Below are 23,607 nucleotides of genomic sequence, written 5' to 3'. Positions count from 1 at the left end.
GTTCTAAGCATATGTTTATATTACTTATAAGTTACCTTGAAAAAATTAAAGGTTTGGAAAAGTCCATAAAATTCACCTTTCATAACGCTTACTCCACAAACTTAAGGCCCAATCTTTCTTCTTCTTCAGTTAGTTCATAGATAATTTCCGCATCTTCAGTTGTTTCCATATCTTGATTTCTATTTCTGGTTCGATTACATATATTACATCTTCTATACGTTTTTTCTCATTTTTTTGAGAGTGATTCGATTTTACTTCTTTATTCACTCCGTTTCCCTCCCAAGCAACCAAGATTACTACTCCGAGAACAAGTACAAGACCAGATAGTATCTTTTTATTCATTTTTACTTCTCCTTATACCTCAATAGCCTTCATCTTCCTCGTAATAATCGTCAGCAGTCCACGAATCCCATTCCCAAAAGTTTTCTCCAGATGTGGTAATAAAGCGACTTAAAAATAATTCGAAATTCAAATTAACCGATTCATAGTGATCCACTATTTCAGCAATCCCTAAATAATTTAAACTTCCCTTTTTGAGTGGCTCACTACTAATAGCTAAAGATTGATCCAACACTGAACCTATCGGTAAAAATTTACCCTTTTCGATATTATAGTCTTCTATTGCTTCCTTAATCTCTTCTATTGAAAATAACCACAGTTCTCCACCAATTTCTTCTCCATCTTCAATTCCCGAAAAAAGAGAAGCACCATTATGTTGCAACAAGAATTCTTTGTAGTCATCTGGGAATTTCATCTTAAAGTCTTTTTCCGCTTGGCTAATTTCTTCAGGAGAAGCCGGTTCTTCAAACGTGCACACTACTTCTATATTTAGACCTTCAGGTGTAGTTTTAAGTAATCTACCTTTTTCGTTTAATCTTTCTTTTAAACTAGTTAACAATTGTTTTGTAAACATACGGTCACTCTCCAAATTAATATGGATTTAATACAGAACGGTATTTTCGAAAGTGATTACTTTCATATAAATGATTTTCCGTAACGACAATGATTGGTTGTATCACTGCTAATCTCGTAATAGTGGAACTGATTATTTCCCCGTTTGTCATCGATTATGATTTTCTGTTCTATGGTGGCTGTTTCTGTTGTAGCTGCGGATACAGTGGCTTTTGACGAAGTAGTGTAAATATATTTCGTAGTTATAAGGTGAATTGGCATTGTAATTAAAAGTATCCCTACTTATTTCCTTTTTTAAAATCTTTGCAACTTTTCTTTAATATACCATATTTTGTAATATTCATAAAGAAAGCTCGCTCCACCGGTACTAGGGACATTAATAACTTCTGTCCCTAACCAAGATGATGAAGTGGCTGATATTTTCCATAACGCTGTTCAAAATTTTATGTGAGCAAAATGTGAGCAAATCCTTAAATCGAGCAAAACGCAGCCGGTAAGACAACAACAAAAAAAGCTACAAACCTTGTGATATCAAGGATTGTAGCCTTTGGAAAGTGATGACCTGTGAGGGGCTCGAACCCCCGACCCCAACCCTGTCAAGGTTGTGCTCTCCCAGCTGAGCTAACAGATCGTTATGTAATGATGCTCGTTTTGGTACATTTCTAATTATATATTTTCTTTGGTAAATGTCAATACTATTTTTCTAGGAAAACTTCTAATTCTTTTTTACCAAAAAGAGAACTAATGTTCTTATTTATATTGCATAAAGAATATACGTTCGCATATAATACATTTATGGAGGTGTGTATTAGATGTTGATGACGATGTTTGCAAAGAGTATGGAGCAGAATCGAATGGTGGAAATTATCTATATGTCAGAGTCAGGTGTGATTACGCAGCGTAAAATTCAGGTACTTTCTATTGAGGAAGATCGAATACGGGCTTTCTGCTATTTACGTCAGTTGAAACGTACCTTTAAAGTGAGTAATATTCTATCTGCACAACTGCTTACCTATAAACAGCGGTTAGGTTGACTCCTCTAATCCTTCTTCCCTATTTATTCCTCATATATGGGCCAGTGCTAAGCTGGTCCTTCTTCTTACTCTCCATAACACAGTGATTTGCTCTTCATTCAGCCGTCCTTTAGACGGGAATTACAAGAATAAGTGTGGTAAAATTATTTCGTAAGCCCTTTCAACTAATTTAAAACATTCAACAGGGGTGTGACGGGATGAATGAAGCTAAGAGCACCATTAAGGAATATAGGTTTACCAGTAAGGCTTTAGGGGAAGATTTAGAATTGCTTGTCTATTTACCAGCTAACTTTTCTCCTCTATATAAATACTCACTGCTTATTGCTCAGGATGGTCGGGATTATTTTCAACTCGGGAGAATGGGGAGAGTAGCGGATGAGCTGCTTGCCAGTGGGGAAATGGAGAATGTTATCATAGTGGGTGTTCCTTATCAAAATCGCTATGACCGCTGGAATAAGTATCATCCAGATGGGGATCAAAATAAGAACTACATACGTTTTCTCGCCCACGAGCTTCTTCCTTTTCTTGAAGAAGAGTTTCCGGTTTACCATATGGGATTGGGCCGTGCGTTAATCGGTGATTCACTTGGGGCTACAGTCTCACTCATGACATCACTTCAATATCCACATACATTTGGTAAGTGTATTTTACAGTCACCACTTGTAAATGAAACAGTTATCAATGCAGTAAGGGATTTTGAGGCACCTCATTTGCTTGAAATTTATCATGTTATCGGTACTGGAGAAACGGAAGTCCCCTCCTCTACCGACGATACAGTTTCCGACTTTCTCAAGCCGAACCAAGAATTAAGTGCATTGATGAAAGAAAAAGGCTTTTCTTATTTTTATGATGAGTTTGAAGGTACACATACCTGGAAGTTCTGGCAAAAGGATCTTAAACGGGCGTTAAAGGAAATGTTTTAAGCATAGGTAGTTTACGTCACAATCTTACCTAATTTTTGGTATACTATTTGAAATAACGTACAAAGTACAGTATTCTCATTCGGGAGGTATTTTTATGAAATATGGTATCGCTATTTTTCCTTCTAAGACACTACAGGATAAAGCAAATTCATATCGAAAACGGTATGATACGAATTATTCCTTGATTGCGCCTCATGTTACAATTAAAGCGGCTTTTGAAGCGTCAGATGCTGAAATTAAAAACATTGAACAGAAAATCGAGGATGTTGTTACGCATTTCAACCCTATGGTGCTTAAGGTTCTTAAAGCGAGCACGTTTCAACCAGTCTCAAATACCATCTATTTTAAGGTTGAACCTTCAATAGAACTTGAGGGATTGTACAATGCATTCAATCAAGAAGAGTTTGCTGGAGCACCTTCGCCTTATAATTTTGTCCCGCATATCACGATCGGTCAGAATCTATCGATTAATGAGCATTCTGATGTTCTAGGTCAGTTAAGCATGCTTGATTTAACCCATCAGGAAGTTATTACTGAAATTCAATTAATGAAACAAAATGAACAAGGCACTTGGAACGTTTATAAAACGTACAAGCTTGGAAAGGAATAAGATCTTTGAACATAGAACTTGTAACTACTAAAAAACAACTTGAAGATGCTTATTATGTTCGTATGAAAGTTTTTGTTGAGGAGCAGCTTGTTCCTGAGGAAGAAGAAATTGATCAGTTTGAGGATGCTTCTACTCATTTTATTTTATATGATGAACTTCAGCGTCCAGCTGGTGCAGGGCGGCTCCGTATTCTTGATAGAATCGGTAAGGTTGAACGTATCTGCGTGATGCCCGCTGCTCGCAGTAAGGGTGCCGGCACTATTATTATGAATGCTCTTGAAGAATATGGGACTAAACAAGATATCCACACATTCAAGCTAAATGCACAGATTCAAGCGATTCCTTTTTATGAAAAACGCGGATACCGTATCGTTTCAGAAGAATTCCTCGATGCGGGCATTCCTCATAAGACTATGATAAAAGACATGTAAGTACTCCCGAACCAATTGGTTCGGGATTTTTCTTTGCTCAAAATGGAGAAATTCCACGTTTGCCCCTGTCCTATCAGCTCCTATCTTCATAGTCTATGAGTATGAAAGGAAAAGGAGGAGATTGTTATCAGTGATCAAGGATTTAATATGGAGGAATCTCAAAAGGAGTTAATGAAGCTGCTTGTATCCAGCACATTACGGAAACATGGCATCAAAAAAGAGAATATTAATCTTACAGATCAGGAGAAGGCACAACTGAAAAAGACGATTCTCCATCTGCAGGAGCAATACAAGAAATTAACTGACGAACATACCAGCATTACCGAAGCCGATGTAAATCCAACTACTAATGTTTATGACTCATTTAAATAGCCTCGTCAGCTTTAACCCAAAAATCCGCACAAAATAGTTATTTGCCGAGGTAGATTCGTCCAAACATCATGGCAGTTGACGCATACTTTAATAAAGAATCAAACCTAAGGAGGATTATTATGAATCAAGAGGTGTATAGAAGCAATAGAAATCATTGTGAGAGCAGCAGCAGCGAAAGCAGCAGCTGTAGAGAGGAAAGCAGAAAGGAATGTCGCCAAGAAAAAAGGTGGTCTGCTCTAGATTCAGACGATCGTCACCCATTATCCGCATTTTGCCGTAACGAAGATAATAACATCGATCAAAGAGCTGTTCAAGGTAATTCAGAATTCCAATTATCTGAAGAGTTAATTTTCATCAAAGATTCTTGTGATGTAACGGTTACTTCAGTTGATTTAAAAGCAGCACTTTCTTTACAAGCTGCCATTCAAGCTGCGATTGCTGTCATTATCAGCATTTCAATTGCTGACGGCCAGGATTCTTCTTCAATCACACAAGAATTGCTGCAAACGTCTAAAATCAGCCAGATTACACGCCAAAAAACAATTGTTGAAAACAGCCGTGATATTGAAATCAGAACGACTGATGCTCAAATCGCTATCAATATCCAGCTTTTACTTCAATTGCTTCTTGCGATTATTGTGGAAGTTGACGTTCTGTAATAGTAAACCCAAAAGGACACATATGTGTCCTTTTGACTTTATTTACACCATTGCATTAACAAACCATCCCTTGCCTGTTAACTCCGTTGCTGTTTGTTCGATAACTTCTCTTGGAACATAATTCTTATGTCTAGATGCACCGTTATACATACTTAATTCGTTAGGTTCATGATCTGACATTGTCTCAGTGGGCTGCGTTTCAGTACGATCTGTATTCATTTCCCTGTAAAACTTCATTGGGAAAATGGGGGATGTTCCATGGACAGAACGATTCGCTTGGCTTTCGGCAGCAGCTGTACGATTAGCATATTGGATGTAATCAAACTGTGTGACTGGTGCTATGTATCCCATTTTATTTTCACCCTTCCTAAAGTTTTTAAATAGTAAATGAATGTATGTACTCATAGACCTATTCCCAATATTTCTACTAGTTAAACCACTTTTACAACTTTTTGTTTTCTTTTTGTTCTGTTATGATAAAACCTGCAATACTATTTCAGCAGAAGCAGATTTGAGGGTTTACCTATGAAAGCAGCAAAATCAGAAAATAGACTTATAAAACTAGACAGTATTTCACCTGATGAACTGCAAATCCTTTTTGAAAAGGGAAAGCGTGGGAATCTGTTATGTCCTGCTTGCCATTCACCAGTCAAATTATATGTAGGTATACACGAAGAGCCGCATTTTTATCATGCAGCTCCAAATGTACCCGTATGCAATACCCTGCAATGGGAATCCAGCCCGAGTTCTCCCTCTACTGAAACAGTAGAGTATCGTGAACAAAATGGGTTTCGTATTCCTATCTCTCGTACCATTACAGAAGAAAAACCTGTCCAGCAAAACTTCCTTACATCCAAAGAAGTCAGCGGTAGTCCTGATTTTGAAAAGAAACTTGTAAAACCTTCAACAATTGATAATCCTTACTTCAATGAATTAGCCAGATGCGGTGTCATCCTTGATAGTCAGCAGCTTACTGCAGCATCGACAATTGAGGGGCCATTACTCGTTCTCTCTGGCGCTGGAAGCGGAAAAACAAGGGTATTAACGGTTCGGACAGCTTTTATGCTGACGGAAAAAAAGATTGATCCGCGAAGTATTATGCTTGTCACGTTTACCTCCAAAGCAGCCGCTGAAATGAAACAACGTCTGCTAAGTTATCCAGGAATCACGCCGATGATTGCTTCGCAGCTTGTCAGCGGGACTTTTCATAGTATTTTCTATAAAATCCTGATCTTCCATCAACCAGATCAATGGCAGCGGGATCGTCTCTTGAAGTGGGAGTGGGAGAGGTCAAAGATTCTTAAAAACGCGGGGCGGGAAATAGGATTAGATGAAAAAGAATTTGCTTATGACCAAGCGTTACAGCAAATCGGATTATGGAAAAATTCACTTCTATTCCCTAAGGATATTAAACCAAAGGACGAGTTTGAAACATCTTGTCTATCATTATATAAAAGCTACGAAGACTATAAAACTCAAACCGATCGCTATGATTTTGACGATATGCTGGTAGGCTGTTATTTACTTTTCCGTGACTACCCAGAGCTATTAGCCAGATATCAAGAACGCTTTCACTATTTTTTAGTCGACGAGTTTCAAGATATTAATGCTGTACAATATGAATTAATTAAACTCTTATCAGCCAATACACAAAATGTGTGTGCGGTTGGTGACGACGATCAGTCCATCTATTCCTTCCGTGGAAGTGACCCTTCATACATTCTCCATTTTGAAGGGGACTTTCCACAAGCAAAGGTCATTAAACTGACAGAGAACTATCGTTCGTCACATAAAATCGTCTCGACAGCTAACCGGATGATTAAGCGCAATAAACAACGCCGTGCCAAAGCCATGCAAGCACAGCATGATAACGGAAACCCGCCTGTTTTGTTTTATCCTTATGATGAGGAAATTGAAGCGACCATGATTGTGACCGATATCCAAGAAAAAATCAGACAAGGTGCTCAACCAGGTGATTTTGCTATTCTATACCGCACTCATTCCATGTCACGAGCTATTTTTGAGCGGCTGGCAGCTTCTAGTCTTCCGTTTGTAATTGAACGAGATGCCGAGAGCTTTTATGAACGTAAAATAGTCAAAAGCATGCTCGCTTATATGCGGCTGGCGCTTGATCCTGAAGATCCAAAACCAGTGAGTTCAATATTATCTTCCCTGTTTTTAAAACAAAGTGCTTTACAAGAAATGAAAGCACAAACAATCTTACAAGATTGTGATTTTATTAATGCCTTTTCACATGTTAAAACAGGACATGCCTTTCAGGAGAGAAAGCTAAAAACATTACCTGAAAAAATTCGATCTTTATCCGGCTTGTCCCCTTCTGTTGCACTTGAATTTATTGAAAAGGATCTTGGCTTTACAGATTACGTAAAAAAACGCGGTGATGAAGTCAGTGTGGATAAAGGTTCTGACGACATCCGAGATTTAAAAGTAGCCGCAAGACGCTTTGAAACCATTAGCTCATTCATTGAACATGCGGACCATATGGCTGCTATGGTGAAGGAAGTCAAGCAGCTCTCCAAGCATTTCCAAGACGCGATTCAACTGACGACCATCCATCGTTCAAAAGGTTTAGAATACAAATCAGTTTACTTGTTATCCGCTGTAGACGGCAGCTTACCGCATGACTTCTCACTCGAAGCATACCGTAAAGGTGAAACCGCTCCACTAGAAGAAGAACGACGACTCATGTACGTAGCCGCCACACGAGCCAAACAGGAACTCTATATCTCCGTACCACAAACAAGAAGAGGAAAAACAGCACACCCATCAAGATTCTTGAACTTGTAACAAGAAATGCAGAAGCAGCCCGTTAGCTTGCGAAGGAAATAGGGAAAGGACCAAAAGGCGGCCCTTTGCCTTTTGTGGACTTTCATCTTTTCCACAGTAAGCTGGCTGCTGGCGCTAGACAACTAGAAATGCAGAAGCAGCCCTTTTTAAAGGAAGGCCGACTAATTTCGCCGCGTCTTAAAACCTATAACTACAAAAACGGAGGACTCCAGCATCCTCCGTTTTTTTGTATACCCGATTATTTTTTATTTAGCATTTCAGCAAGCGTTCCGAAGTCGAGTTTGTTCCCATCTTTTACGATTGATTGGACGATTTTATCTTCTGTTTCTTTGTTAACTGGTTTATTGGCAATCTGGGATACCCGTTTTATGACGTTCCGTACGGTCGCTTCATCCTTAAAATTTGCCCCTTGCAGAGAACTTGCCAATTCAAATACATCTTTCATATTGACGCCAGTCTTGTTTTCCATATTTTTAAAGAATTTGTTATCCATCCTTCGCCCTCCTTCTCTGTATTCCTATTCTATGAACCCAAATCCAAAGGGTGCATAGCCAACATTAAAGGAAATTTAAGAATTTTTTCGTTCATGGCTTACCTTTTTCTGTTTATTGAATATAGTGTAGCAAAACGTTGAATAGGAGGGGCAACAATCGATTCAATAATCAGTAAGACTAGCAGCTCTCCCCAAAGTATTCCTGGTGTAATCACAAAGATTCTTAAGAAAGGGATCGTGATAAACAGCGAACTTAGATGGATTTACCTTCCTTATAGCATGATCCACACAGTCCAATATGCTGATACTTTCTTTTTCCTGTTCTTACAAGATTCTATTGCAAAAACCCCCAACGGAGACATACAGTTTACTGAATTAACCGAATTCAATCCTGATGATGGTTGGGATCATTCTTTTCAGTCCTCCCCTGGACGGTATTGGAAAAGGCCTACTTATGTAATGCCAGTTTTGCAGGAAATACCGGCCATTCCTAAGTTTGATCGTCTTGTTTTCTTAACAAAACATCAAAATCACATTTCTAGCTCTACAATTCAGGAAGAATTATTAACTGCAAGAAATAAGAAAGTAATCGTCGTATTTGATTAAGTAAAAATGGAATAGGCCTGACGCCTATTCCATTGAGTACTTAGCAGAATGAAGCGCCGACAATAACTAACAAAATAAATAATACAACGATTAATACAAACGTGCTGCTGTATCCTCCGCTGCTGTACCCGCCGCCGCCGTATCCATTGCTATATCCGCCGCCATATCCACCGCCGCAAGAGTTGTATCCTCCACATAATCCAAACATATTTTTCACCTCGCTTTAAGCTTAGCTCACTGTTAAGATATGAAATTTTTGTCGTTATGTGCAGGCTATGTCCTACTCGATACAGCCTATTTCCTCTGCTCTTATCCCTTTGCTTCCTTAAATAAAAAAAAGCCGGACTCTAAATTGAGTCTAGCTTCCAATCACTACCTTTTATATCCACCTTTATTGCACCCACAGTCTTTTTTTACTTTTGGGATTCTCTTAACTGGTCTCTGATATGCATAACTGGGCTGTTGTTGCTGTTGATATGGCTGTTGATACGGCTGCTGATTAATGTTCCTATCCATTATCTACACTCCTTTTATATGGAATATATGATTAGAGTATGTTTATTGCTCCTTTCTTGCTTGATACACTAGCCTATGAGATGTAACACGATTGTTTCTATAAGGGAACCTATTGCAGCAATTGCCAGAATAATAATAAAGAATTCTCCTATTGGGAGCTCTAACGTATATACATAACCTATAAATAGACTGACCCAAATACCTGTACACCAATAACAGCTCAAGAGCTGCCCAATCCAGCTTTTAAGTCCTTTCTCCTTCGGAACTAAATAAATTTCTATCTCTCCATCTTCATTCGTTTCTTCTATTTCATTAAAAAACGGGGCACGTAAGAATGAGGTAATCTTATCGAAGACGATAATTCGAGTTAGTCTAAATGACGCTAGTCCGAGCATCGTAATTACCGTCCAACTGATTTCTTTCAGTAACATCCTCTACGATTCGCCCCTTTCATCCGCTAAAGTACTTTAAAATCAGAAAGATCGATTATTTGCACATTTTGAATTGTCGTGCCTGTTTTTATTTGCACAGATTCCCCTTTTTTTCCCAAAAGCTGAAATCGGACAATACGACCATTGATTTTCGCTTCACAAAGAGGCGTTACGCCTTTCTCTGTTTTACGTAAAAGATCCTTCACTGCTTTTCTTACTTCTTTTCTTTGAAGCTCTTCAGCAGACTTTGGTTCAAGCTTTTTAATTTCATGAACGCCGCCTCCATTTGCGACTGGTATATTTTCTTTTATAATCGACGTACCTTCCGGTGAGTAATGATCCGTTATTTGTTTAATAGAATCAATCTCCGCATGAATTTCATCCATAGCTTTATAAACCCCAAAGTCATGCTTCATCTGCTCAAGCTGCTGTTCTTTCCTCTCTTTCTCTTCCCTATCTTCACTTTCGATCTTCACTTCATGTTCAGGAACTATCTCGGTTGCCTCCACTGGCTCAACATCTGTTTTATAATCTATCTTAGTTTTTTTGCTTCTAAATTCCTTCTGCATATTTTCTGTTTCTGGCTCTAAAATGTCCGGTTGAACAATATAAAGAAGCGGCTTTGATCTTACTTTCTTTTCCTTTTCTGACATGCTGCGCCCCTCCTCGCCCACATTTTTTCATGCATCCCTATGTGTCATTTATATTTTTCATTCTCGTTTTTATGACTACCCTGTTTCCCTTCGATTCCTCTAATGAAAAATAATTGAAATAAATTTCCCTTTATTAGAAAAAGATAATAATAAGTAACTATATAGGGAGCTGTCTAATGAATAACCAGCCTAAAGTTTCACTCTTACAAATATCACTCCTGATTATTACGGCGATTGGTTTGAAGAATCATGTTACCGTTATCCCGCATTTATTAGGTGCTGCTAAAAGGGATAGCTGGGTATCTGTCGGAATCGCGCTTGGTTTTATTCTGTGTTGGTGTTTTTTACTTTCCTATATCCATAGAAAAACCATCAATCAAAATATCTTTCAGTTTGTTGAACAACATACAGGCAAAGTATTTGGCCGGACCTTTTCCATAATGGTTAGTTTGGTATTTGTGTTACTCGCTGCAGTCACTCTTAAAGAGTTTATTTCATGGACAAAAGTATCGTATCTGCCGATTACCCCAATATTATTCAGTGTCATCTTATTTACCATTCTTTGTTTTTTACTGTCGATAACCAATATACAAACCATCGTTATTCTAAATACATTTGTCCTGACAGCAGTCGTTGTTTTCGGTTTTTTTGTGGCCTTCGCCAATATCCAATACAAAGATCACACCCTTTTAAAACCGATTTTAGAGCATGGATTTAAACCAGTACTTTCAGGGACTATTTACCCTTTATCCGGACTAATAGAAATTATTGCTCTTCTTTTCATCCAACAAAAAGTACATGGAAAAATGACCATCAAACTTTTTCTGATTAATAGTGTTATCTTAGCCGGGCTCATCATAGGACCTTTGATTGGATCCCTGACTGAGTTTGGACCTTATGAGGCAGCACGTCAAAAATACCCTGCCTTTGAACAATGGGGACTCGTTTCATTAGGAAGATTTATTGAGCATCTTGACTTTCTGTCCATCTACCAATGGATAACTGGAGCCTTTATTAGGATTTCATTTTTTTTATTTCTGTCAGCCGAAGCCTTTACCTTTAAAAGCAATAAGAAAAAAATAATCCTACTAGCAGGCTTTTCACTTTTTTTGATTATTACTAACCTTATTCCAATGAGCGATATCACCTTTTATTCATTTATCCGTTCATTCTTAATGCCTTTTACGTTTTGGTTTTTCCTTGCCATCTCCCTTATTCTAGGCATCATTGCCGCTTTAGCTAACAAGAAAAGCAGGAGGAGTCAATATGTTCAAGAGAACAAAAAAGAGACCTACAATTCCAAGTAATAAACCAAGTATGGCTTTAGATTTTTCTCCTAATGAAGGCTACCTTAGAGAGTTATTTGCTGATTCAGCGGATGTATTTTTCGAGTCCTTTACCTTCCGAACAGCACACCCAATAAACGTTACCATTACCGCTTGTGAAGGACTTGTTGATACAGAGTCCTTAAATCGGCTCGTTTTTGAACGATTGGATGCTTTTTTTGAAAATTATCCAGACCAATTGCCTTCACCAGACACTATTTTGCATGCTCTTCACTTGCCCATTATGAAAGAAGTTCTTAACGAGGAGGATCTAGTCAGCGATATTTTTTCTGGTAAAGCAATCATCCTTTTTCAAGGTTATGATCGGCTTTATTCTATTGGAATTTCCAATCGCCCTCAACGTACACCTGAGGATACGGCAACAGAAACGACTATAAAGGGACCAAGAGATAATTTCATAGAAGATATAATAATCAATTCTGCATTAATTCGAAAAAGACTGCGTACTAAATCACTTCAAAACGAACAATTTGAAGTAGGCCGGCGATCCTTAACAAAGGTTTCACTCTTATATGTAAAGGATGCTGCAAATCCTGAAATTGTGAAAGGACTTGTAGAAAAAATTAAACAGATTGATGTCGATGGAATTTACAGCGGCAATCAGATGATGGAATTAATTGAAAAACCCGCACCTCTATTTCCGAGATATGATTATACCGGAAGACCTGATACTGCTGTTCAATCGCTTTTAAAAGGACGAATTATCCTATTAATTGATGGCATATCCTATGCAATCATTACTCCTGCCAACTTATTTTTACTCTTAAAAACGGGAGAAGATAATGAATATAACAGTGTTTTCGCTTCCTTTGAACGATTACTAAGAATCTTTGGTATCTTTGTTGCCGCCCTATTGCCTGGTTTTTGGGTGGCCGTGACGACCTTTCACCAAGACCAAATTCCGCTCATCTTACTCGCCACCGTTGTAGAGGCTAGAAGAGGCCTACCGCTTCCTTCTTCATTAGAGGCCATTGTTATGGTCATCATGTTTGAAATATTCCGAGAAGCTGGCATGCGTCTCCCGCCAAGCATCGGAACCACCTTAAGTGTTCTCGGCGGCTTGATTATAGGTGACGCAGCCATCCGTTCTGGTCTAACAAGCCCGGCTATGCTTGTCGTCATTTCCGGTTCTATTGTCGCTACCTTTACCTTGGTTAATCAGTCATTAATTGGAGCGATAAGTGTCCTCCGGCTGTTTACGATTTTATTTGCTTCCTTTTTAGGCTTATTTGGATATTTTTTTTCACTTCTATTCATTTTGATTCATTTGAGTAATATGAGGACATTCGGAATTCCTTATTTGGACTTTACAGCTAATCTAAATTTCAAAAACTTATTAAGAGAAATGCTTCGCCTGCCTGCTAAACAAATTAAAAGCAGACCTTCTATGTTTTCTCCAGACGATAAAAGGCCTCAGGGGGACGGTGAACAGTGAAAAAATCAGTTAAATACCTATCCATCATTCTTTGCACCCTCATTCTTTCAGGCTGTTGGGATACTACTGAACCCGAGCGGCTTGTGTACGCAACTGGTATGGGCATAGATTATAAAGATGGTGAGATTGTCGTGTTTTTACAAATTATGAATATGAGCGGCTTAGCCAAAACAGAAGGCGGAAGTTCAATTCCAAATCGAGTAGATGTCGGCCGAGCTGCTGGAAAAACACTTGATGAAGCAATTTTCAACTTGTACCACACCTCAGATCGGCGAATATATTGGGGCCATTTATCATTTATCATTTTTTCTGAAAAAGCGTTAAAAAATGACTTATTAAGACCCGCTACTGATTTTCTTGATCGTTACCGTGAGACAAGATATAGAATCTTTTATTACGCAACTAAAGAACCGCTTAAAGAAGCGATGAAAATCGGTCCCATAGAGAGTGTCTCAATGGCTTTCTCCAGGCTGAGTGACCCAGAGGGGAATTTTAAACAGAGTTCATTGATTCAGCCTCTTGATTTAAGAGAACTCATCATTAGACTTGATGAACCAAGTCATGTAGCTGCACTCCCTGTTATAAAAATCACTAAGCAATGGTTTGGAGAAAAGGAATCGAGAAAGAATATATTAATTCAGGATGTAGCTGTGGTATCAAAAAAGAAATACTATGGAATATTTCCAAAAGATAAAATTGGCGGAACCCGACTCATATTTAAAGACTTTACGCGAGATAATATTGATCTTTTTAAAGGTACAGATAAAGTAATTACTGCGGTGGTTTATGACAAAAAAGAAAAAGTCATTCCTATCGTTCGGGGCGATGAAGTCAAATTCAAGATCAAATTAAGGCTAAAAGCGAATATTGAATTAGTGAAACAACCAACCAAGATGAAGGACTTTGAGAAGGAAATTAAAAAAGTATTAAAGAATGAAATCAAAACCAGCTATAAATACGGGGCAAGTAAAGGGGTTGATGTATTTCACTTATCCGAAATACTATACAGAGAGGATAATAAAACATGGAAAAAAATCGAAAAGGACGGGCGAATTCCCTTAACAAAGGATCTCATTGATTCGATAGATATTAACGTAACCCTTCAAAACTCAGGAAAAGATAAGTTAACTCCTGTTTTTGAATAAAAAAAGCTCAAGAACAGCCAACCACTCTTGGCTTCTTGAGCTTTTCATTTATCCCATTATATGATAACCGGAATCTACATGCAGATTTTCACCTGTTATGCCTCTAGCCATCTCACTGAAAAGGAATACGGCTGTATCGCCTACTTCTTCTGGTGTAGTTGTTCTGCGAAGCGGTGCTTCTTCTTCAATCTGATGGAGAATTGAATTAAAGTCACTGACTCCTTTGGCTGATAATGTACGTATAGGACCAGCTGAGATTGAATTCACGCGAATTCCTAACGGTCCTAGATCATTGGCCAGATAGCGGACACTCATTTCAAGCGATGCTTTAGCTACTCCCATAATGTTGTAATTAGGCAATACGCGTTCTCCGCCAAGATAAGACATCGTAATAATACTTCCGCCTTCAGTCATAAGGTCTTTTGCTGCTTTGGCTACGGCCGTTAACGAATAAGAACTTATGTTATGAGCAAGCATGAATCCTTCACGCGTTACATTCATATACTCGCCATTGAGCTCTTCCTTATTGGCAAACGCCACACAGTGTGCAACCCCATGAATGATTCCCACTTGTTGCTTGATAGAAGCAAAACACGCTTCAATATCTTCATCCTTTGAAACATCGCATTGTAAAACAAGTGCATTGTCTTCAAGTGTGGCTGCTAATTCCCGAACGCTGCGTTCTGTCCGGTCACGGCCATATGTAAAGATTATTTTAGCTCCAAATGCATGAAGGGAGCGGGCAACTCCCCAAGCAATGCTGCGTTTATTAGCAACGCCCATAACGACAAATGTCTTACCTTGTAAAGAAAGAGTCATGAATTAGTCCTCCTGATTGATACGAGTTATTAGTACCTAGTAATAAAAGTATAACAAATCTTTGGAATCATGGAAAGCATCTTTCAACATGCGTCTAAAGTAAATAACTCATAAACAACGTGGCTAAGCCGAAATATATTAAAATACTAATAATGTCATTAATCGTCGTAATAAAAGGTCCGGAAGCTACAGCTGGATCGATATTCATTTTATGCATCATAAGCGGAATCAATGATCCTGCCAATGTTGCAATAATCAATGTTAAAAATATGGAGATTCCAACGAGTAGACCTAGCAGTAAATCGTGATGCCAAAAGAAGATAATAACCGTAATCAAAATACCACAAATAGAACCTGTAATTAATCCTGTTCCTGCCTCGCGAATAACTAGTTTCCATTTACTCTCATTTTCTAAATCACCCGTCGCAATCCCCCGTACTGCAACAGCTAAAGCCTGTGTACCGGTATTTCCGGCCATCCCGCCGATAAGCGGTATAAAGACAGCTAGAATTGCTTTTTGACTAAGCGTTTCTTCGAATCTGCCGATTAGGCTAGCTGTAAACATGCCCAAGAATAACAAGATAATCAGCCATGGAAGCCGTTTACTCGCAGCGGTGAACGAATTTTTTTCCACACGGTCTAAATCTGATACACCAGCCAGTTTTGAATAATCATCAGAAGCTTCTTCTTCCATAACGTCCATGATATCATCAACTGTAATAATCCCTAACAGACGCTGTTCAAAATCAACTACAGGCACTGCAAGGAAATTATAATCGCGCATAGTACGTGCGACATTTTCTTGATCTTCCGTTACTGAAACAAATTGAATTCGATCTTGCATGATATCAGCAATCATTGTTTCATCATCAGCAACGATTAAATCACGAAGTGTCAAGACACCAACAAGCTTCGACTGAGTGTCAATCACATAAAGGTAGTAAATCATTTCCGCTTTCGGAGCTTCTTTTTTCAGTATATACATCGCAGAACGCGCTGTTTGATTGGCTTCAATAGCTACGAATTCAGTCGTCATAATACTGCCGGCTGTGTATTCTTCATAGCTCAATAACTCTTTTAATTCGACTGCCGAATCATGATTCATAATGGTCAAGTAGCTGCCTGCTTGTTCCTGACCCAGTTCGTTTAAAACATCTGCTGCATCATCGGCATACATTTCTGAAAGCATATCTGCTGCATAAGCTGGAACCATTTCAGAAAGCAGGTTTTCATATTCAGCTTCCTCATTTTCAATGTGTTCAAATATAGTTGCCATTTCTTCTGGAGACAGAAACAGATAAACCTTTGATCGAAGTTCTTTCTCCAGACTTGAATAAAAGAGGGCTTGATCATAAGGATGCAGCTCAATAAATTCTTCTCGGAATCCTTGTAGATTATCAGTATATAAGGCTTCCGTCATTTTCTCTCGTTGAAGGTTCTCTTCCTCCATAGGTGCTGTCATACGTTAGCCCCCCTCCATATTAGTGATAAATTCTTTCCTTTCATGTAAAGTATCTGCTTGGTAGATAATAAGATAAAGTAAATGTTAGGATGTGAACTATGCATATCGATATTATTGGTGACATTCACGGCTGTTATAATGAATTTACCCAATTAACGAAACAATTAGGCTACTCATGGGAAAAAGGGTATCCTATTCATCCAAACGGCAGAAAATTAGGCCTTGTTGGAGACCTGACTGACCGAGGGCCACAATCTCTCGAAGTCGTAAAAACCGTATATGACCTTGTCCATAGTAACCATGCTTATTATTCTCCCGGTAACCATTGCAATAAGCTGTACCGTTACTTTATTGGCAACAAAGTTCAGCACTCTCATGGTCTCGAAACAACTGTTGCAGAATATGAAAAACTACCGGTTGATCAACAGAAAAAGATTAAAAAGCAATTTCTTACTTTATATGACCAATCCCCTTTATACCAAACGCTGGATAACGGAAGTTTATATATTGCACATGCGGGTATTCGAGGAGATTATGTTGGTAAAACCGGAGCTAAAGTTAAAACATTCGTTTTGTATGGAGATATTTCTGGTGCCAAGCACCCAGATGGCTCTCCCGTAAGGCGTGATTGGGCCCAATCCTATCATGGTGAAGCATGGATTGTCTATGGACACACGCCTGTAAAAGAAGCAAGAATCGTGAACCATACCATCAATATTGATACCGGCTGTGTGTTTGGAGGCAAGCTGACTGCACTGCGCTATCCAGAGTTCGAACTCGTTTCCGTACCTTCATCAATGCCTTATCTACCTGAGAAATTCAAGACTGAATTTACAGTTTAAAAACAAAAGGCCGATTTCTTATTAAGAAATCAGCCTTTTTACTGCCTCATTTTAGGCTAGTTTATCTATTTAATAACTCTTGAAAATCTCCAGGTGCTGGTTCTTCAAACGTCATTCGATCACCAGTAAGGGGATGTGAAAATTCTATCTTTGCACAATGCAGCGCTTGTCGTGGAATTAAGGTGGTTGTGCCTCCATATAAATCATCACCTGCAAGCGGATGACCAATATGAGCCATATGAACTCGAATTTGATGCGTCCGTCCTGTTAAAAGCTGGAGTTCTACATAACTTATTGCTGGTGAAGACTGAATAACCTGGTATAGTGTACAAGCATATTTACCATCATCTCTTACCATGCGGGTGATAATACTTTCTGGGTTACGGCCAATTGGTGCCTCAATTCGTCCGCTCTCTTCTTCCAGCTGTCCTTCCGCAATCGCCTGGTATGTGCGGGTGATTAGTCCCGCTTTTTGCTGAGCACTCAGTAAATGATGGATATGACTGTGCTTCGCAATTATAACAAGACCTGACGTATTTCGGTCAAGCCTCGTCACCACATGAACAGTAGAAGCTACATCTTTTGATTCATAATACCCCGCTAAAGCATTTGCCAAACTTCCCCTCGGGCGCTCTCGCGAAGGAATGGTACTTTGATAGGCAGGCTTTGCCAAAATGATTATTGAATCATCTTCGTACCGAATGACGAGCGGCAACTTTTCAGGAATCAACCCCAAGCTTATTTCCTCGAGCGGAAAAACAACCTCTACGACATCCCCTTCATGCAGCGGATAACGGACAGTGACAACCTTTCCGTTCACAGAAAGTTTACCGCCGCGATACTTAATCGCCGTCAACCCTTTTTTGGAAATCTTATGTTCATTGAGAAAGTTTCTGAGCAGCTTGCCTTCATCCTTACTTTCTACAGTCCATGAAAGGCTATATGGTTTCGATTCGTTGTTAGTAGACACTATTCAAATCTCCTTAGTTTGCGATAAATGAATCATGGACGCGTTTCCAGAAGGGAAAAGGCCTGAAACGAGCAAATCGAATTTTTTCTGGAGCCACCAAAAATTGAATGGATTTAACATCCTCATGAAGCAAGGATAAATGATCAATCGTAATTTGAAAATCAACATTATTTACTGGGCGCAGCAAGCACGTATGATGCGCGGGTAACACAAGTGGAGATCCAACGGTACGAAATACTCGATTATTAATTGAAGCCATCTCAGAGAGCTGGATAGAATCAATGGTCGGGTGAATAATAGCCCCGCCAAGCGCCTTATTATACGCCGTGCTTCCTGAAGGTGTGGATACGCATAGACCATCCCCTCTAAACGTTTCAAAATGCTCTCCTCGCATCTCCACATCCATAACTAACGTTCCTTCCACACTTTTAACTGTGGATTCGTTAAGAGCCAGAAAACGCGATTCGCGTCCCCCATGCTGGTAACGGACAATGACTTCAAGAAGCGGATATTCCACTACTTGAAACGGCGTTTTCGCAATCGCAATGACTAGCTTTTCGACTTCATCAGGCGTCCAATCTGCATAAAAGCCTAGATGGCCGGTATGAACACCGACAAAAGCCGTTTTATCAAGTCGTTTTTTATATCGATGAAAGGCATATAATAGGGTGCCATCACCACCGATGGAAACGACGATATCCGGCTGGTCTTCATCGTATTCCAAATTAAAATCCTGAAGATAGGTACGAACCTTATGCATTAAACTATTCGATTTGGAGTCCCCTTTAGAGGTTACAGCAAATTTCATATGATCCCGCCCTAGTTTTTATTTAATGATTCTGTGTGTCCTTTTTTCTTGAAAAAATCCGCTGTGCTTCCTGAATTTCAATTCGAATTTGCGACATTTCCTCATCAAGCAAATAAGCAGCCTCAGCTGCACGCTGCAGACGATTTTGTATATCCTCTGGAAAGTCTCCCCGGTATTTATAACTCAAAGAATGCTCAATAGTTGCCCAAAAATTCATCGAAAGTGTACGTATTTGAATTTCTGCGAGCAATTTCTTTTCTCCATGAATCGTTTGCACGGGATACCGAATGACAACATGATAAGATCGATATCCACTAACCTTTTTATGTGAAATATAATCTCGCTCCTCGACAATTTCGAAGTCATTCCTAAGTCTCAGCAGCTCCACGACTTTTCTAATATCATCGACAAATTGACACATCATTCTTAACCCAGCGATATCCTGCATTTCTGTATCCAATTTATCGAGTGGAATGTTCTTCTGAACAGCTTTATCTAGAATACTCACGATTGGTTTTACTCGGCCAGTAACAAATTCAATCGGAGAATGGACATGATCGCGATCAAATTCTGTCCGCATCCCTTTTAATTTCACCTTTAACTCCTCGATAGCTTGCTTATAAGGAGCCAAAAAATCATTCCACTGTTCCATTTCCGCACCCCTTGACCTATTTTAATGGAATCAGCCTCATCCGCATTCAGTAAACACCTGTTCAACCTTTACTGTAAATGCTTCACCATAATTACTGTTTCCTTTAATATTTTCAAGCAAATCAATTAGTTCTTCAACTATCCCGCTTAATTCAAATTTTGTTTCTTCCGATGCAATGAAAACAGGATAGTTCTCCTTTATCGCAATACATAAGAAACGCCAAATTGATTCTGGGAGTGAAATATATGTATACTCGTCATTTTTTTCTAGTAAATAAATAAACGCTTGATGATCTGAATCAGCCAGCACCTGTTCTTTAGCTATAAAGGTGGATCCTTCAAAGATTTCGTCTGGTTGTAGAAGCAGCTCATTGTTTCGAATAGAAGCTTCTTTTATATGTATTTTTGTTCTCATAGCCCGTATCGCCCCCCAACGTTTAACGTTTATATTTTATCACATTGTTTTAGGGAATCCCAAGAATTCACCTAATTTCTCATGCTAAATTCCAAGTCCCTAAACATTACATAAAAGGAGACAACAGGGCTCTTATTTGCTGAAAACGCAAAACAACGAGATAATAGATAAAATACATATGAAAGGAAGATGATCTTGAACCAGCATATTGAAATAGAATTTAAGAATCTTTTAACAAAACAGGAGTTCCGCAAACTCGTCCAGCATTTCAAAGTTAAAGAAAATAGTTTCGCTTTTCAATCGAACCATTATTGCGACACAGAAACATTTTCTTTAAAAGAAAAAAATTGTGCACTGCGCATTCGTCAAAGAAACGGCGAATATGAATTAACTTTAAAAGAGCCTGCTGATACTGGGTTATTAGAAACCACTCAGCCTTTAACACGTACAGAAGCGGAAACCTTTCTTGAAGAAGGTACTTTTCCAGAAGGCGTGATCAGTCGTCTGCTTGAAAATAAGTTAAATATCCCCTCGGATTCGATTCGCTTTTTTGGTACACTAATGACCAATCGTACTGAATTTCAGTATGAAGGCGGACTCATCGTACTCGACCATAGTGCTTATATTAATACAGAGGATTATGAAATAGAATATGAAGTATCAGATGCAGTAGAAGGTAAAAAAATATTCCTGCAGCTTCTAAAAAGTCTTAAGATTCCTGTACGGGAAACCGAAAATAAGGTTAAGCGCTTTTATCGTGCTAAACAAGGACAATGATGAATTCATTTCCTGTTTATAATGTCATGAGGTGAACCTTTTTGAAAATACAAGATTTTACATCCATACTAGAGTTACAGGCCCTGCAAGGACTGAATAGCTCAAATAAAGCTCAAACAGCTTCTACAGTCAATCTCTTTCAAGAAATGCTGTCAACCGTCCTTACCGGCGAGAAAGACGCTGACACGCAATCTAAACCTCTTGGTAATGTCCTAAGCCAAATAATAGCCGCGGTGGATTTGACAAACTCATCTTCCATAAACCAGCAATTACCTTTTTCTTCTACGGCTGCGGTTTCTTCCTTGCCTGCAGCAGTAAAAAGTACAGGCTATGACCAGATTATTAGTCATGCAGCCACATTGTATCAGCTGCCCGAAAAATTAATAACATCTGTCATTAAACAGGAATCAAATTTTAATGCACAAGCAACTAGCTCTGCTGGAGCTTCTGGACTGATGCAGCTGATGCCAGCAACCGCGAAAGGGCTTGGCGTTACTAATATTCTTGATCCGACCGAAAACATTATGGGCGGCACTAAATACCTCAGCCAGATGATGAAACGTTATAATGGCAATACAGAACTTGCCCTGGCTGCTTATAATGCGGGACCAGGAAATGTCGATAAATACGGCGGAATCCCTCCCTTTAAAGAAACCAGTCAATATGTACAGAACGTAATGTCTACTTATTTAAGTTAATTTTTATATAATCCCATGCCAATTGTCGCTGCTTCTTCCGCCATTGGTCATGGGATTTTTTCTGCCTACCGCTTGTCCTAGTACAGAATACATAATTTCATCAAGCTAGATATTTGTTATATTGCAAAGGCATTGTTAAAATAATAATACAGACTATGGACACATAAAGGAGTAAACAGCATGGAGCAAGGAAACCCTACACCATATGAAGCCATTGGAGAAGGGCTTTTACACAAATTAATCGATGTATTTTACTCCAATGTAAGCCAACATCCGGATTTGAAGCCGATATTTCCAGATGATTTTACCGAAACGATACGTAAACAAAAACAATTTATGACGCAGTATCTTGGAGGTCCTTCTCTTTACACAGAAGAACATGGTCATCCGATGTTACGTGCTCGTCATATCCCATTTGAAATTACACCTAGACGGGCAGAGGCCTGGCTGCATTGTATGAGCAAAGCCATGGATGAAGTAGGTCTTGAAGGAGATTTGCGGGAATTTTTCTTTCATCGTCTCGATTTGACCGCACAACATATGATTAATACTTCCGAGACGGACGGGAAAGGAGTAGAAATTTGAGCGCTCAAAAACCAGTTTTCATTGTTTCTGATTGGATTACCTCGCAGCATTCATATGCAGGAAAAAAACCAATAGAAATTTATGTTTTTATTGATCCTTTGTGTCCAGAATGCTGGGCCATGGAACCGGTACTTAAGAAACTGCACATTGAATATGGACATTTATTCAGTATTAGGCATGTAATTAGCGGAAAACTCGCTTCCCTTAATAACGGAAAAAATAAAAATTTTGAAAACATAGCTCAAGTTTGGGAAAAAACTGCAAGCCGTTCGGGCATGTCCTGTGATGGGACGATTTGGGAAGATAATCCGATTTCTTCCCCTTTTGCAGCCTCTATTGCGATTAAGGCCGCAGAGCTTCAGGGAAAAAGGCTTGCAGCACGTTTTCTGCGAAAGCTCCAAGAATTTTTATTTGTAAATAAGCAAGATATTTCTAATATAGATGTTTTAACAGAATGCGCCCGACAAGTCGGACTTGATGTTACCGAATTCCTCGATGACATCCATTCAACGAGTGCCGCAAGAGGTTTTCAATGTGATTTAAAGATTACTTCTGAAATGGAAGTCAGCGAGATCCCTTCCCTTGTGTTTTTTAATCAAAACATTGAAGAAGAAGGCATTAAAGTATCTGGCGCATATCCTTACAGTATCTACGTGAATATCATCGAAGAAATGCTTGGTACACTTCCAGAACCGAGTAAGCGTCCTAAGCTCGAAGAATTCATGGAGTCCTTTCAATTTGTTGCAACAAAAGAGATTGAAGTGGTTTATGATATGACTAAGAATGAAGTAGAATGTCAGATGAAACGCCTTGTATTGAAACAAGTTGTCCAACGGATCCCAGCTAAATACGGAACCTTTTGGAAGTACATTAAAAAGCCAGACTGCGGAAGTTAATTCACCGCGGCCTGGCTTTTTTTAAACTAACCAAATAAAAGCCCTGCAAATTACTTTGCAGGGCTTTTTCTATAAAAACGAACAAAGGGGATGGGAGAAATTTCACAATAAACAAAAGGGGATTTCGTTACATGTGAGTTGTTACAATTTCCACTTTCAATCTTACCAATATTCCTAAGCAGCATCAAGTTCTTGATACCAACTTCACAATATTGTCACTTGTAAACCATTGGAATTCCTGGAAATCGCGAGTTTGCAGGAATTCATCTATAAATACGAACAAAGGGGATGGGAGAAAGTTTTCACGGTC

General features: G+C 38.9%; 31 protein-coding genes and 1 tRNA gene. 16 read left to right on the top strand and 16 right to left on the bottom strand.

The genetic code is table 11. The features are described from left to right. Positions 1-129 precede the first annotated feature (129 nt). From MHI18_RS16370 to MHI18_RS16355, 4 genes are all read right to left on the bottom strand, one after another. Complete coding sequence (locus MHI18_RS16370; protein ID WP_340848816.1) at positions 130-342, bottom strand: hypothetical protein; 213 nt, start codon at positions 340-342, stop codon at positions 130-132. Between the two features lie 19 nt (positions 343-361). Then, the gene (locus MHI18_RS16365) at positions 362-913 is read right to left on the bottom strand and encodes an SMI1/KNR4 family protein (RefSeq protein ID WP_340848814.1); all 552 of its coding nucleotides are present in this window, start codon (positions 911-913) and stop codon (positions 362-364) included. 62 nt (positions 914-975) lie between these two features. Next, positions 976-1,173, bottom strand: a complete 198-nt coding sequence (locus MHI18_RS16360; RefSeq protein ID WP_340848813.1) for a hypothetical protein — start codon at positions 1,171-1,173, stop codon at positions 976-978. 297 nt (positions 1,174-1,470) lie between these two features. Next, positions 1,471-1,543 (bottom strand) — tRNA-Val (locus MHI18_RS16355). 181 nt (positions 1,544-1,724) lie between these two features. Here MHI18_RS16355 and MHI18_RS16350 point away from each other — a divergent pair. The 6 genes from MHI18_RS16350 (at position 1,725) to MHI18_RS16325 (ending at position 4,941) form a co-directional block, all read left to right on the top strand. Next, positions 1,725-1,946 (top strand): hypothetical protein, encoded by a 222-nt coding sequence (locus tag MHI18_RS16350; RefSeq protein ID WP_340848811.1) that lies wholly within the window; start codon positions 1,725-1,727, stop codon positions 1,944-1,946. Positions 1,947-2,143: 197 nt separating this feature from the next. Next, a complete protein-coding gene (locus MHI18_RS16345; RefSeq protein WP_340848809.1) occupies positions 2,144-2,869 on the top strand; it encodes an alpha/beta hydrolase in 726 nt (241 codons plus the stop codon). 94 nt (positions 2,870-2,963) lie between these two features. Further along, positions 2,964-3,479: a 2'-5' RNA ligase family protein gene (locus MHI18_RS16340; protein WP_340848808.1), complete on the top strand. Its 516-nt coding sequence runs from the start codon at positions 2,964-2,966 to the stop codon at positions 3,477-3,479. 5 nt (positions 3,480-3,484) lie between these two features. Beyond that, positions 3,485-3,910, top strand: coding sequence for a GNAT family N-acetyltransferase (locus MHI18_RS16335; RefSeq protein WP_340848807.1), 426 nt, complete (start codon positions 3,485-3,487; stop codon positions 3,908-3,910). A 147-nt stretch (positions 3,911-4,057) separates the two neighbouring features. Beyond that, positions 4,058-4,282, top strand: coding sequence for a hypothetical protein (locus MHI18_RS16330; protein ID WP_340848806.1), 225 nt, complete (start codon positions 4,058-4,060; stop codon positions 4,280-4,282). A gap of 119 nt (positions 4,283-4,401) precedes the next feature. Then, positions 4,402-4,941, top strand: coding sequence for a spore coat protein (locus MHI18_RS16325; RefSeq protein WP_340848805.1), 540 nt, complete (start codon positions 4,402-4,404; stop codon positions 4,939-4,941). 42 nt (positions 4,942-4,983) lie between these two features. On the opposite strand, the gene MHI18_RS16320 is transcribed toward MHI18_RS16325, so the two are convergent. Beyond that, positions 4,984-5,346, bottom strand: a complete 363-nt coding sequence (locus tag MHI18_RS16320; protein ID WP_340848804.1) for a hypothetical protein — start codon at positions 5,344-5,346, stop codon at positions 4,984-4,986. 120 nt (positions 5,347-5,466) lie between these two features. Here MHI18_RS16320 and MHI18_RS16315 point away from each other — a divergent pair, with 120 nt between their 5' ends. Then, on the top strand, positions 5,467-7,749 hold the full coding sequence (locus MHI18_RS16315) for an ATP-dependent helicase (protein WP_340848803.1): 2,283 nt from the start codon (positions 5,467-5,469) through the stop codon (positions 7,747-7,749). Positions 7,750-7,987: 238 nt separating this feature from the next. On the opposite strand, the gene MHI18_RS16310 is transcribed toward MHI18_RS16315, so the two are convergent. Beyond that, positions 7,988-8,242, bottom strand: a complete 255-nt coding sequence (locus MHI18_RS16310) for a stage VI sporulation protein F (protein ID WP_201648128.1) — start codon at positions 8,240-8,242, stop codon at positions 7,988-7,990. Between the two features lie 237 nt (positions 8,243-8,479). Here MHI18_RS16310 and MHI18_RS16305 point away from each other — a divergent pair, with 237 nt between their 5' ends. Then, on the top strand, positions 8,480-8,848 hold the full coding sequence (locus MHI18_RS16305; RefSeq protein WP_340848802.1) for a hypothetical protein: 369 nt from the start codon (positions 8,480-8,482) through the stop codon (positions 8,846-8,848). Between the two features lie 40 nt (positions 8,849-8,888). Here MHI18_RS16305 and MHI18_RS16300 read toward each other — a convergent pair whose 3' ends face one another. The 4 genes from MHI18_RS16300 to MHI18_RS16285 all read right to left on the bottom strand — a co-directional run bounded on the left by MHI18_RS16300 (position 8,889) and on the right by MHI18_RS16285 (position 10,448). Beyond that, complete coding sequence (locus tag MHI18_RS16300) at positions 8,889-9,056, bottom strand: YjcZ family sporulation protein (protein WP_340848801.1); 168 nt, start codon at positions 9,054-9,056, stop codon at positions 8,889-8,891. 164 nt (positions 9,057-9,220) lie between these two features. Further along, positions 9,221-9,364, bottom strand: a complete 144-nt coding sequence (locus MHI18_RS16295) for a hypothetical protein (RefSeq protein ID WP_340848800.1) — start codon at positions 9,362-9,364, stop codon at positions 9,221-9,223. 68 nt (positions 9,365-9,432) lie between these two features. Then, on the bottom strand, positions 9,433-9,795 hold the full coding sequence (locus tag MHI18_RS16290) for a DUF1360 domain-containing protein (RefSeq protein ID WP_340848799.1): 363 nt from the start codon (positions 9,793-9,795) through the stop codon (positions 9,433-9,435). Positions 9,796-9,821: 26 nt separating this feature from the next. Then, the gene (locus MHI18_RS16285) at positions 9,822-10,448 is read right to left on the bottom strand and encodes a hypothetical protein (RefSeq protein ID WP_340848798.1); all 627 of its coding nucleotides are present in this window, start codon (positions 10,446-10,448) and stop codon (positions 9,822-9,824) included. A gap of 176 nt (positions 10,449-10,624) precedes the next feature. Here MHI18_RS16285 and MHI18_RS16280 point away from each other — a divergent pair, with 176 nt between their 5' ends. Genes MHI18_RS16280 through MHI18_RS16270 form a run of 3 tightly spaced genes read left to right on the top strand, consistent with a single transcriptional unit; the run spans position 10,625 to position 14,374 of the window. Next, a complete protein-coding gene (locus tag MHI18_RS16280; RefSeq protein WP_340848796.1) occupies positions 10,625-11,755 on the top strand; it encodes a GerAB/ArcD/ProY family transporter in 1,131 nt (376 codons plus the stop codon). After that, on the top strand, positions 11,715-13,229 hold the full coding sequence (locus MHI18_RS16275; protein WP_340848795.1) for a spore germination protein: 1,515 nt from the start codon (positions 11,715-11,717) through the stop codon (positions 13,227-13,229). Before MHI18_RS16280 ends, MHI18_RS16275 begins: the two co-directional genes overlap by 41 nt. Then, a complete protein-coding gene (locus MHI18_RS16270) occupies positions 13,226-14,374 on the top strand; it encodes a Ger(x)C family spore germination protein (protein WP_340848793.1) in 1,149 nt (382 codons plus the stop codon). Before MHI18_RS16275 ends, MHI18_RS16270 begins: the two co-directional genes overlap by 4 nt. Positions 14,375-14,422: 48 nt before the next feature. Here the strand turns inward: MHI18_RS16270 and fabI are convergent, their stop codons facing one another. Then, complete coding sequence (gene fabI, locus MHI18_RS16265; protein WP_340848791.1) at positions 14,423-15,193, bottom strand: enoyl-ACP reductase FabI; 771 nt, start codon at positions 15,191-15,193, stop codon at positions 14,423-14,425. 94 nt (positions 15,194-15,287) lie between these two features. Next, the gene (gene mgtE, locus MHI18_RS16260; protein WP_445670004.1) at positions 15,288-16,655 is read right to left on the bottom strand and encodes a magnesium transporter; all 1,368 of its coding nucleotides are present in this window, start codon (positions 16,653-16,655) and stop codon (positions 15,288-15,290) included. A gap of 98 nt (positions 16,656-16,753) precedes the next feature. Between mgtE and prpE the strand changes: the two genes are divergently transcribed. Beyond that, complete coding sequence (gene prpE / locus MHI18_RS16255) at positions 16,754-17,497, top strand: bis(5'-nucleosyl)-tetraphosphatase PrpE (protein ID WP_340848789.1); 744 nt, start codon at positions 16,754-16,756, stop codon at positions 17,495-17,497. Positions 17,498-17,558: 61 nt separating this feature from the next. On the opposite strand, the gene MHI18_RS16250 is transcribed toward prpE, so the two are convergent. Genes MHI18_RS16250 through MHI18_RS16235 form a run of 4 tightly spaced genes read right to left on the bottom strand, consistent with a single transcriptional unit; the run spans position 17,559 to position 20,341 of the window. Further along, positions 17,559-18,467: an RluA family pseudouridine synthase gene (locus MHI18_RS16250; protein ID WP_340848788.1), complete on the bottom strand. Its 909-nt coding sequence runs from the start codon at positions 18,465-18,467 to the stop codon at positions 17,559-17,561. A gap of 13 nt (positions 18,468-18,480) precedes the next feature. Next, complete coding sequence (locus tag MHI18_RS16245; protein ID WP_040373267.1) at positions 18,481-19,275, bottom strand: NAD kinase; 795 nt, start codon at positions 19,273-19,275, stop codon at positions 18,481-18,483. A 22-nt stretch (positions 19,276-19,297) separates the two neighbouring features. Beyond that, positions 19,298-19,927, bottom strand: coding sequence for a GTP pyrophosphokinase (locus MHI18_RS16240; protein ID WP_040373268.1), 630 nt, complete (start codon positions 19,925-19,927; stop codon positions 19,298-19,300). Between the two features lie 36 nt (positions 19,928-19,963). Beyond that, entirely contained in the window at positions 19,964-20,341 is a 378-nt protein-coding gene (locus tag MHI18_RS16235) for a UPF0738 family protein (RefSeq protein WP_340848784.1), read from the bottom strand. A gap of 195 nt (positions 20,342-20,536) precedes the next feature. Here MHI18_RS16235 and MHI18_RS16230 point away from each other — a divergent pair, with 195 nt between their 5' ends. The 4 genes from MHI18_RS16230 (at position 20,537) to MHI18_RS16215 (ending at position 23,297) form a co-directional block, all read left to right on the top strand. Then, positions 20,537-21,118, top strand: coding sequence for a CYTH domain-containing protein (locus MHI18_RS16230; protein WP_340848783.1), 582 nt, complete (start codon positions 20,537-20,539; stop codon positions 21,116-21,118). A gap of 41 nt (positions 21,119-21,159) precedes the next feature. After that, positions 21,160-21,816 carry a lytic transglycosylase domain-containing protein gene (locus MHI18_RS16225; RefSeq protein ID WP_340848781.1) on the top strand — a complete coding sequence of 219 codons (657 nt, stop codon included), beginning with the start codon at positions 21,160-21,162 and terminating at the stop codon, positions 21,814-21,816. A gap of 180 nt (positions 21,817-21,996) precedes the next feature. Then, positions 21,997-22,401: a globin domain-containing protein gene (locus MHI18_RS16220; protein ID WP_340848780.1), complete on the top strand. Its 405-nt coding sequence runs from the start codon at positions 21,997-21,999 to the stop codon at positions 22,399-22,401. Further along, positions 22,398-23,297, top strand: coding sequence for a ClpXP adapter SpxH family protein (locus tag MHI18_RS16215; protein ID WP_445670003.1), 900 nt, complete (start codon positions 22,398-22,400; stop codon positions 23,295-23,297). Before MHI18_RS16220 ends, MHI18_RS16215 begins: the two co-directional genes overlap by 4 nt. Positions 23,298-23,607 lie beyond the last annotated feature (310 nt).

Origin of the sequence: Peribacillus sp. FSL H8-0477 (assembly GCF_038002765.1) — a bacterium.
Taxonomy (GTDB): domain Bacteria; phylum Bacillota; class Bacilli; order Bacillales; family DSM-1321; genus Peribacillus.
The sequence above is the reverse complement of the archived record's forward strand: the minus strand, read 5'-3'. Positions and strand labels throughout refer to the sequence as shown.

Bases quoted from the DNA above. Each gene is read 5' to 3' on its own strand.
- MHI18_RS16360 (WP_340848813.1), bottom strand. From the start codon at position 1,173: ATGCCAATTCACCTTATAACTACGAAATATATTTACACTACTTCGTCA.
- MHI18_RS16350 (WP_340848811.1), top strand. From the start codon at position 1,725: ATGTTGATGACGATGTTTGCAAAGAGTATGGAGCAGAATCGAATGGTG.
- MHI18_RS16370 (WP_340848816.1), bottom strand. From the start codon at position 342: ATGAATAAAAAGATACTATCTGGTCTTGTACTTGTTCTCGGAGTAGTA.
- MHI18_RS16275 (WP_340848795.1), top strand. From the start codon at position 11,715: ATGTTCAAGAGAACAAAAAAGAGACCTACAATTCCAAGTAATAAACCA.
- fabI (WP_340848791.1), bottom strand. From the start codon at position 15,193: ATGACTCTTTCTTTACAAGGTAAGACATTTGTCGTTATGGGCGTTGCT.
- MHI18_RS16325 (WP_340848805.1), top strand. From the start codon at position 4,402: ATGAATCAAGAGGTGTATAGAAGCAATAGAAATCATTGTGAGAGCAGC.
- MHI18_RS16220 (WP_340848780.1), top strand. From the start codon at position 21,997: ATGGAGCAAGGAAACCCTACACCATATGAAGCCATTGGAGAAGGGCTT.
- MHI18_RS16315 (WP_340848803.1), top strand. From the start codon at position 5,467: ATGAAAGCAGCAAAATCAGAAAATAGACTTATAAAACTAGACAGTATT.
- MHI18_RS16310 (WP_201648128.1), bottom strand. From the start codon at position 8,242: ATGGATAACAAATTCTTTAAAAATATGGAAAACAAGACTGGCGTCAAT.
- MHI18_RS16295 (WP_340848800.1), bottom strand. From the start codon at position 9,364: ATGGATAGGAACATTAATCAGCAGCCGTATCAACAGCCATATCAACAG.
- MHI18_RS16290 (WP_340848799.1), bottom strand. From the start codon at position 9,795: ATGTTACTGAAAGAAATCAGTTGGACGGTAATTACGATGCTCGGACTA.
- MHI18_RS16235 (WP_340848784.1), bottom strand. From the start codon at position 20,341: ATGAGAACAAAAATACATATAAAAGAAGCTTCTATTCGAAACAATGAG.
- MHI18_RS16280 (WP_340848796.1), top strand. From the start codon at position 10,625: ATGAATAACCAGCCTAAAGTTTCACTCTTACAAATATCACTCCTGATT.
- MHI18_RS16320 (WP_340848804.1), bottom strand. From the start codon at position 5,346: ATGAGTACATACATTCATTTACTATTTAAAAACTTTAGGAAGGGTGAA.
- MHI18_RS16245 (WP_040373267.1), bottom strand. From the start codon at position 19,275: ATGAAATTTGCTGTAACCTCTAAAGGGGACTCCAAATCGAATAGTTTA.
- MHI18_RS16345 (WP_340848809.1), top strand. From the start codon at position 2,144: ATGAATGAAGCTAAGAGCACCATTAAGGAATATAGGTTTACCAGTAAG.
- MHI18_RS16365 (WP_340848814.1), bottom strand. From the start codon at position 913: ATGTTTACAAAACAATTGTTAACTAGTTTAAAAGAAAGATTAAACGAA.
- MHI18_RS16285 (WP_340848798.1), bottom strand. From the start codon at position 10,448: ATGTCAGAAAAGGAAAAGAAAGTAAGATCAAAGCCGCTTCTTTATATT.
- prpE (WP_340848789.1), top strand. From the start codon at position 16,754: ATGCATATCGATATTATTGGTGACATTCACGGCTGTTATAATGAATTT.
- MHI18_RS16240 (WP_040373268.1), bottom strand. From the start codon at position 19,927: ATGGAACAGTGGAATGATTTTTTGGCTCCTTATAAGCAAGCTATCGAG.
- MHI18_RS16300 (WP_340848801.1), bottom strand. From the start codon at position 9,056: ATGTTTGGATTATGTGGAGGATACAACTCTTGCGGCGGTGGATATGGC.
- mgtE (WP_445670004.1), bottom strand. From the start codon at position 16,655: ATGACAGCACCTATGGAGGAAGAGAACCTTCAACGAGAGAAAATGACG.
- MHI18_RS16340 (WP_340848808.1), top strand. From the start codon at position 2,964: ATGAAATATGGTATCGCTATTTTTCCTTCTAAGACACTACAGGATAAA.
- MHI18_RS16330 (WP_340848806.1), top strand. From the start codon at position 4,058: ATGGAGGAATCTCAAAAGGAGTTAATGAAGCTGCTTGTATCCAGCACA.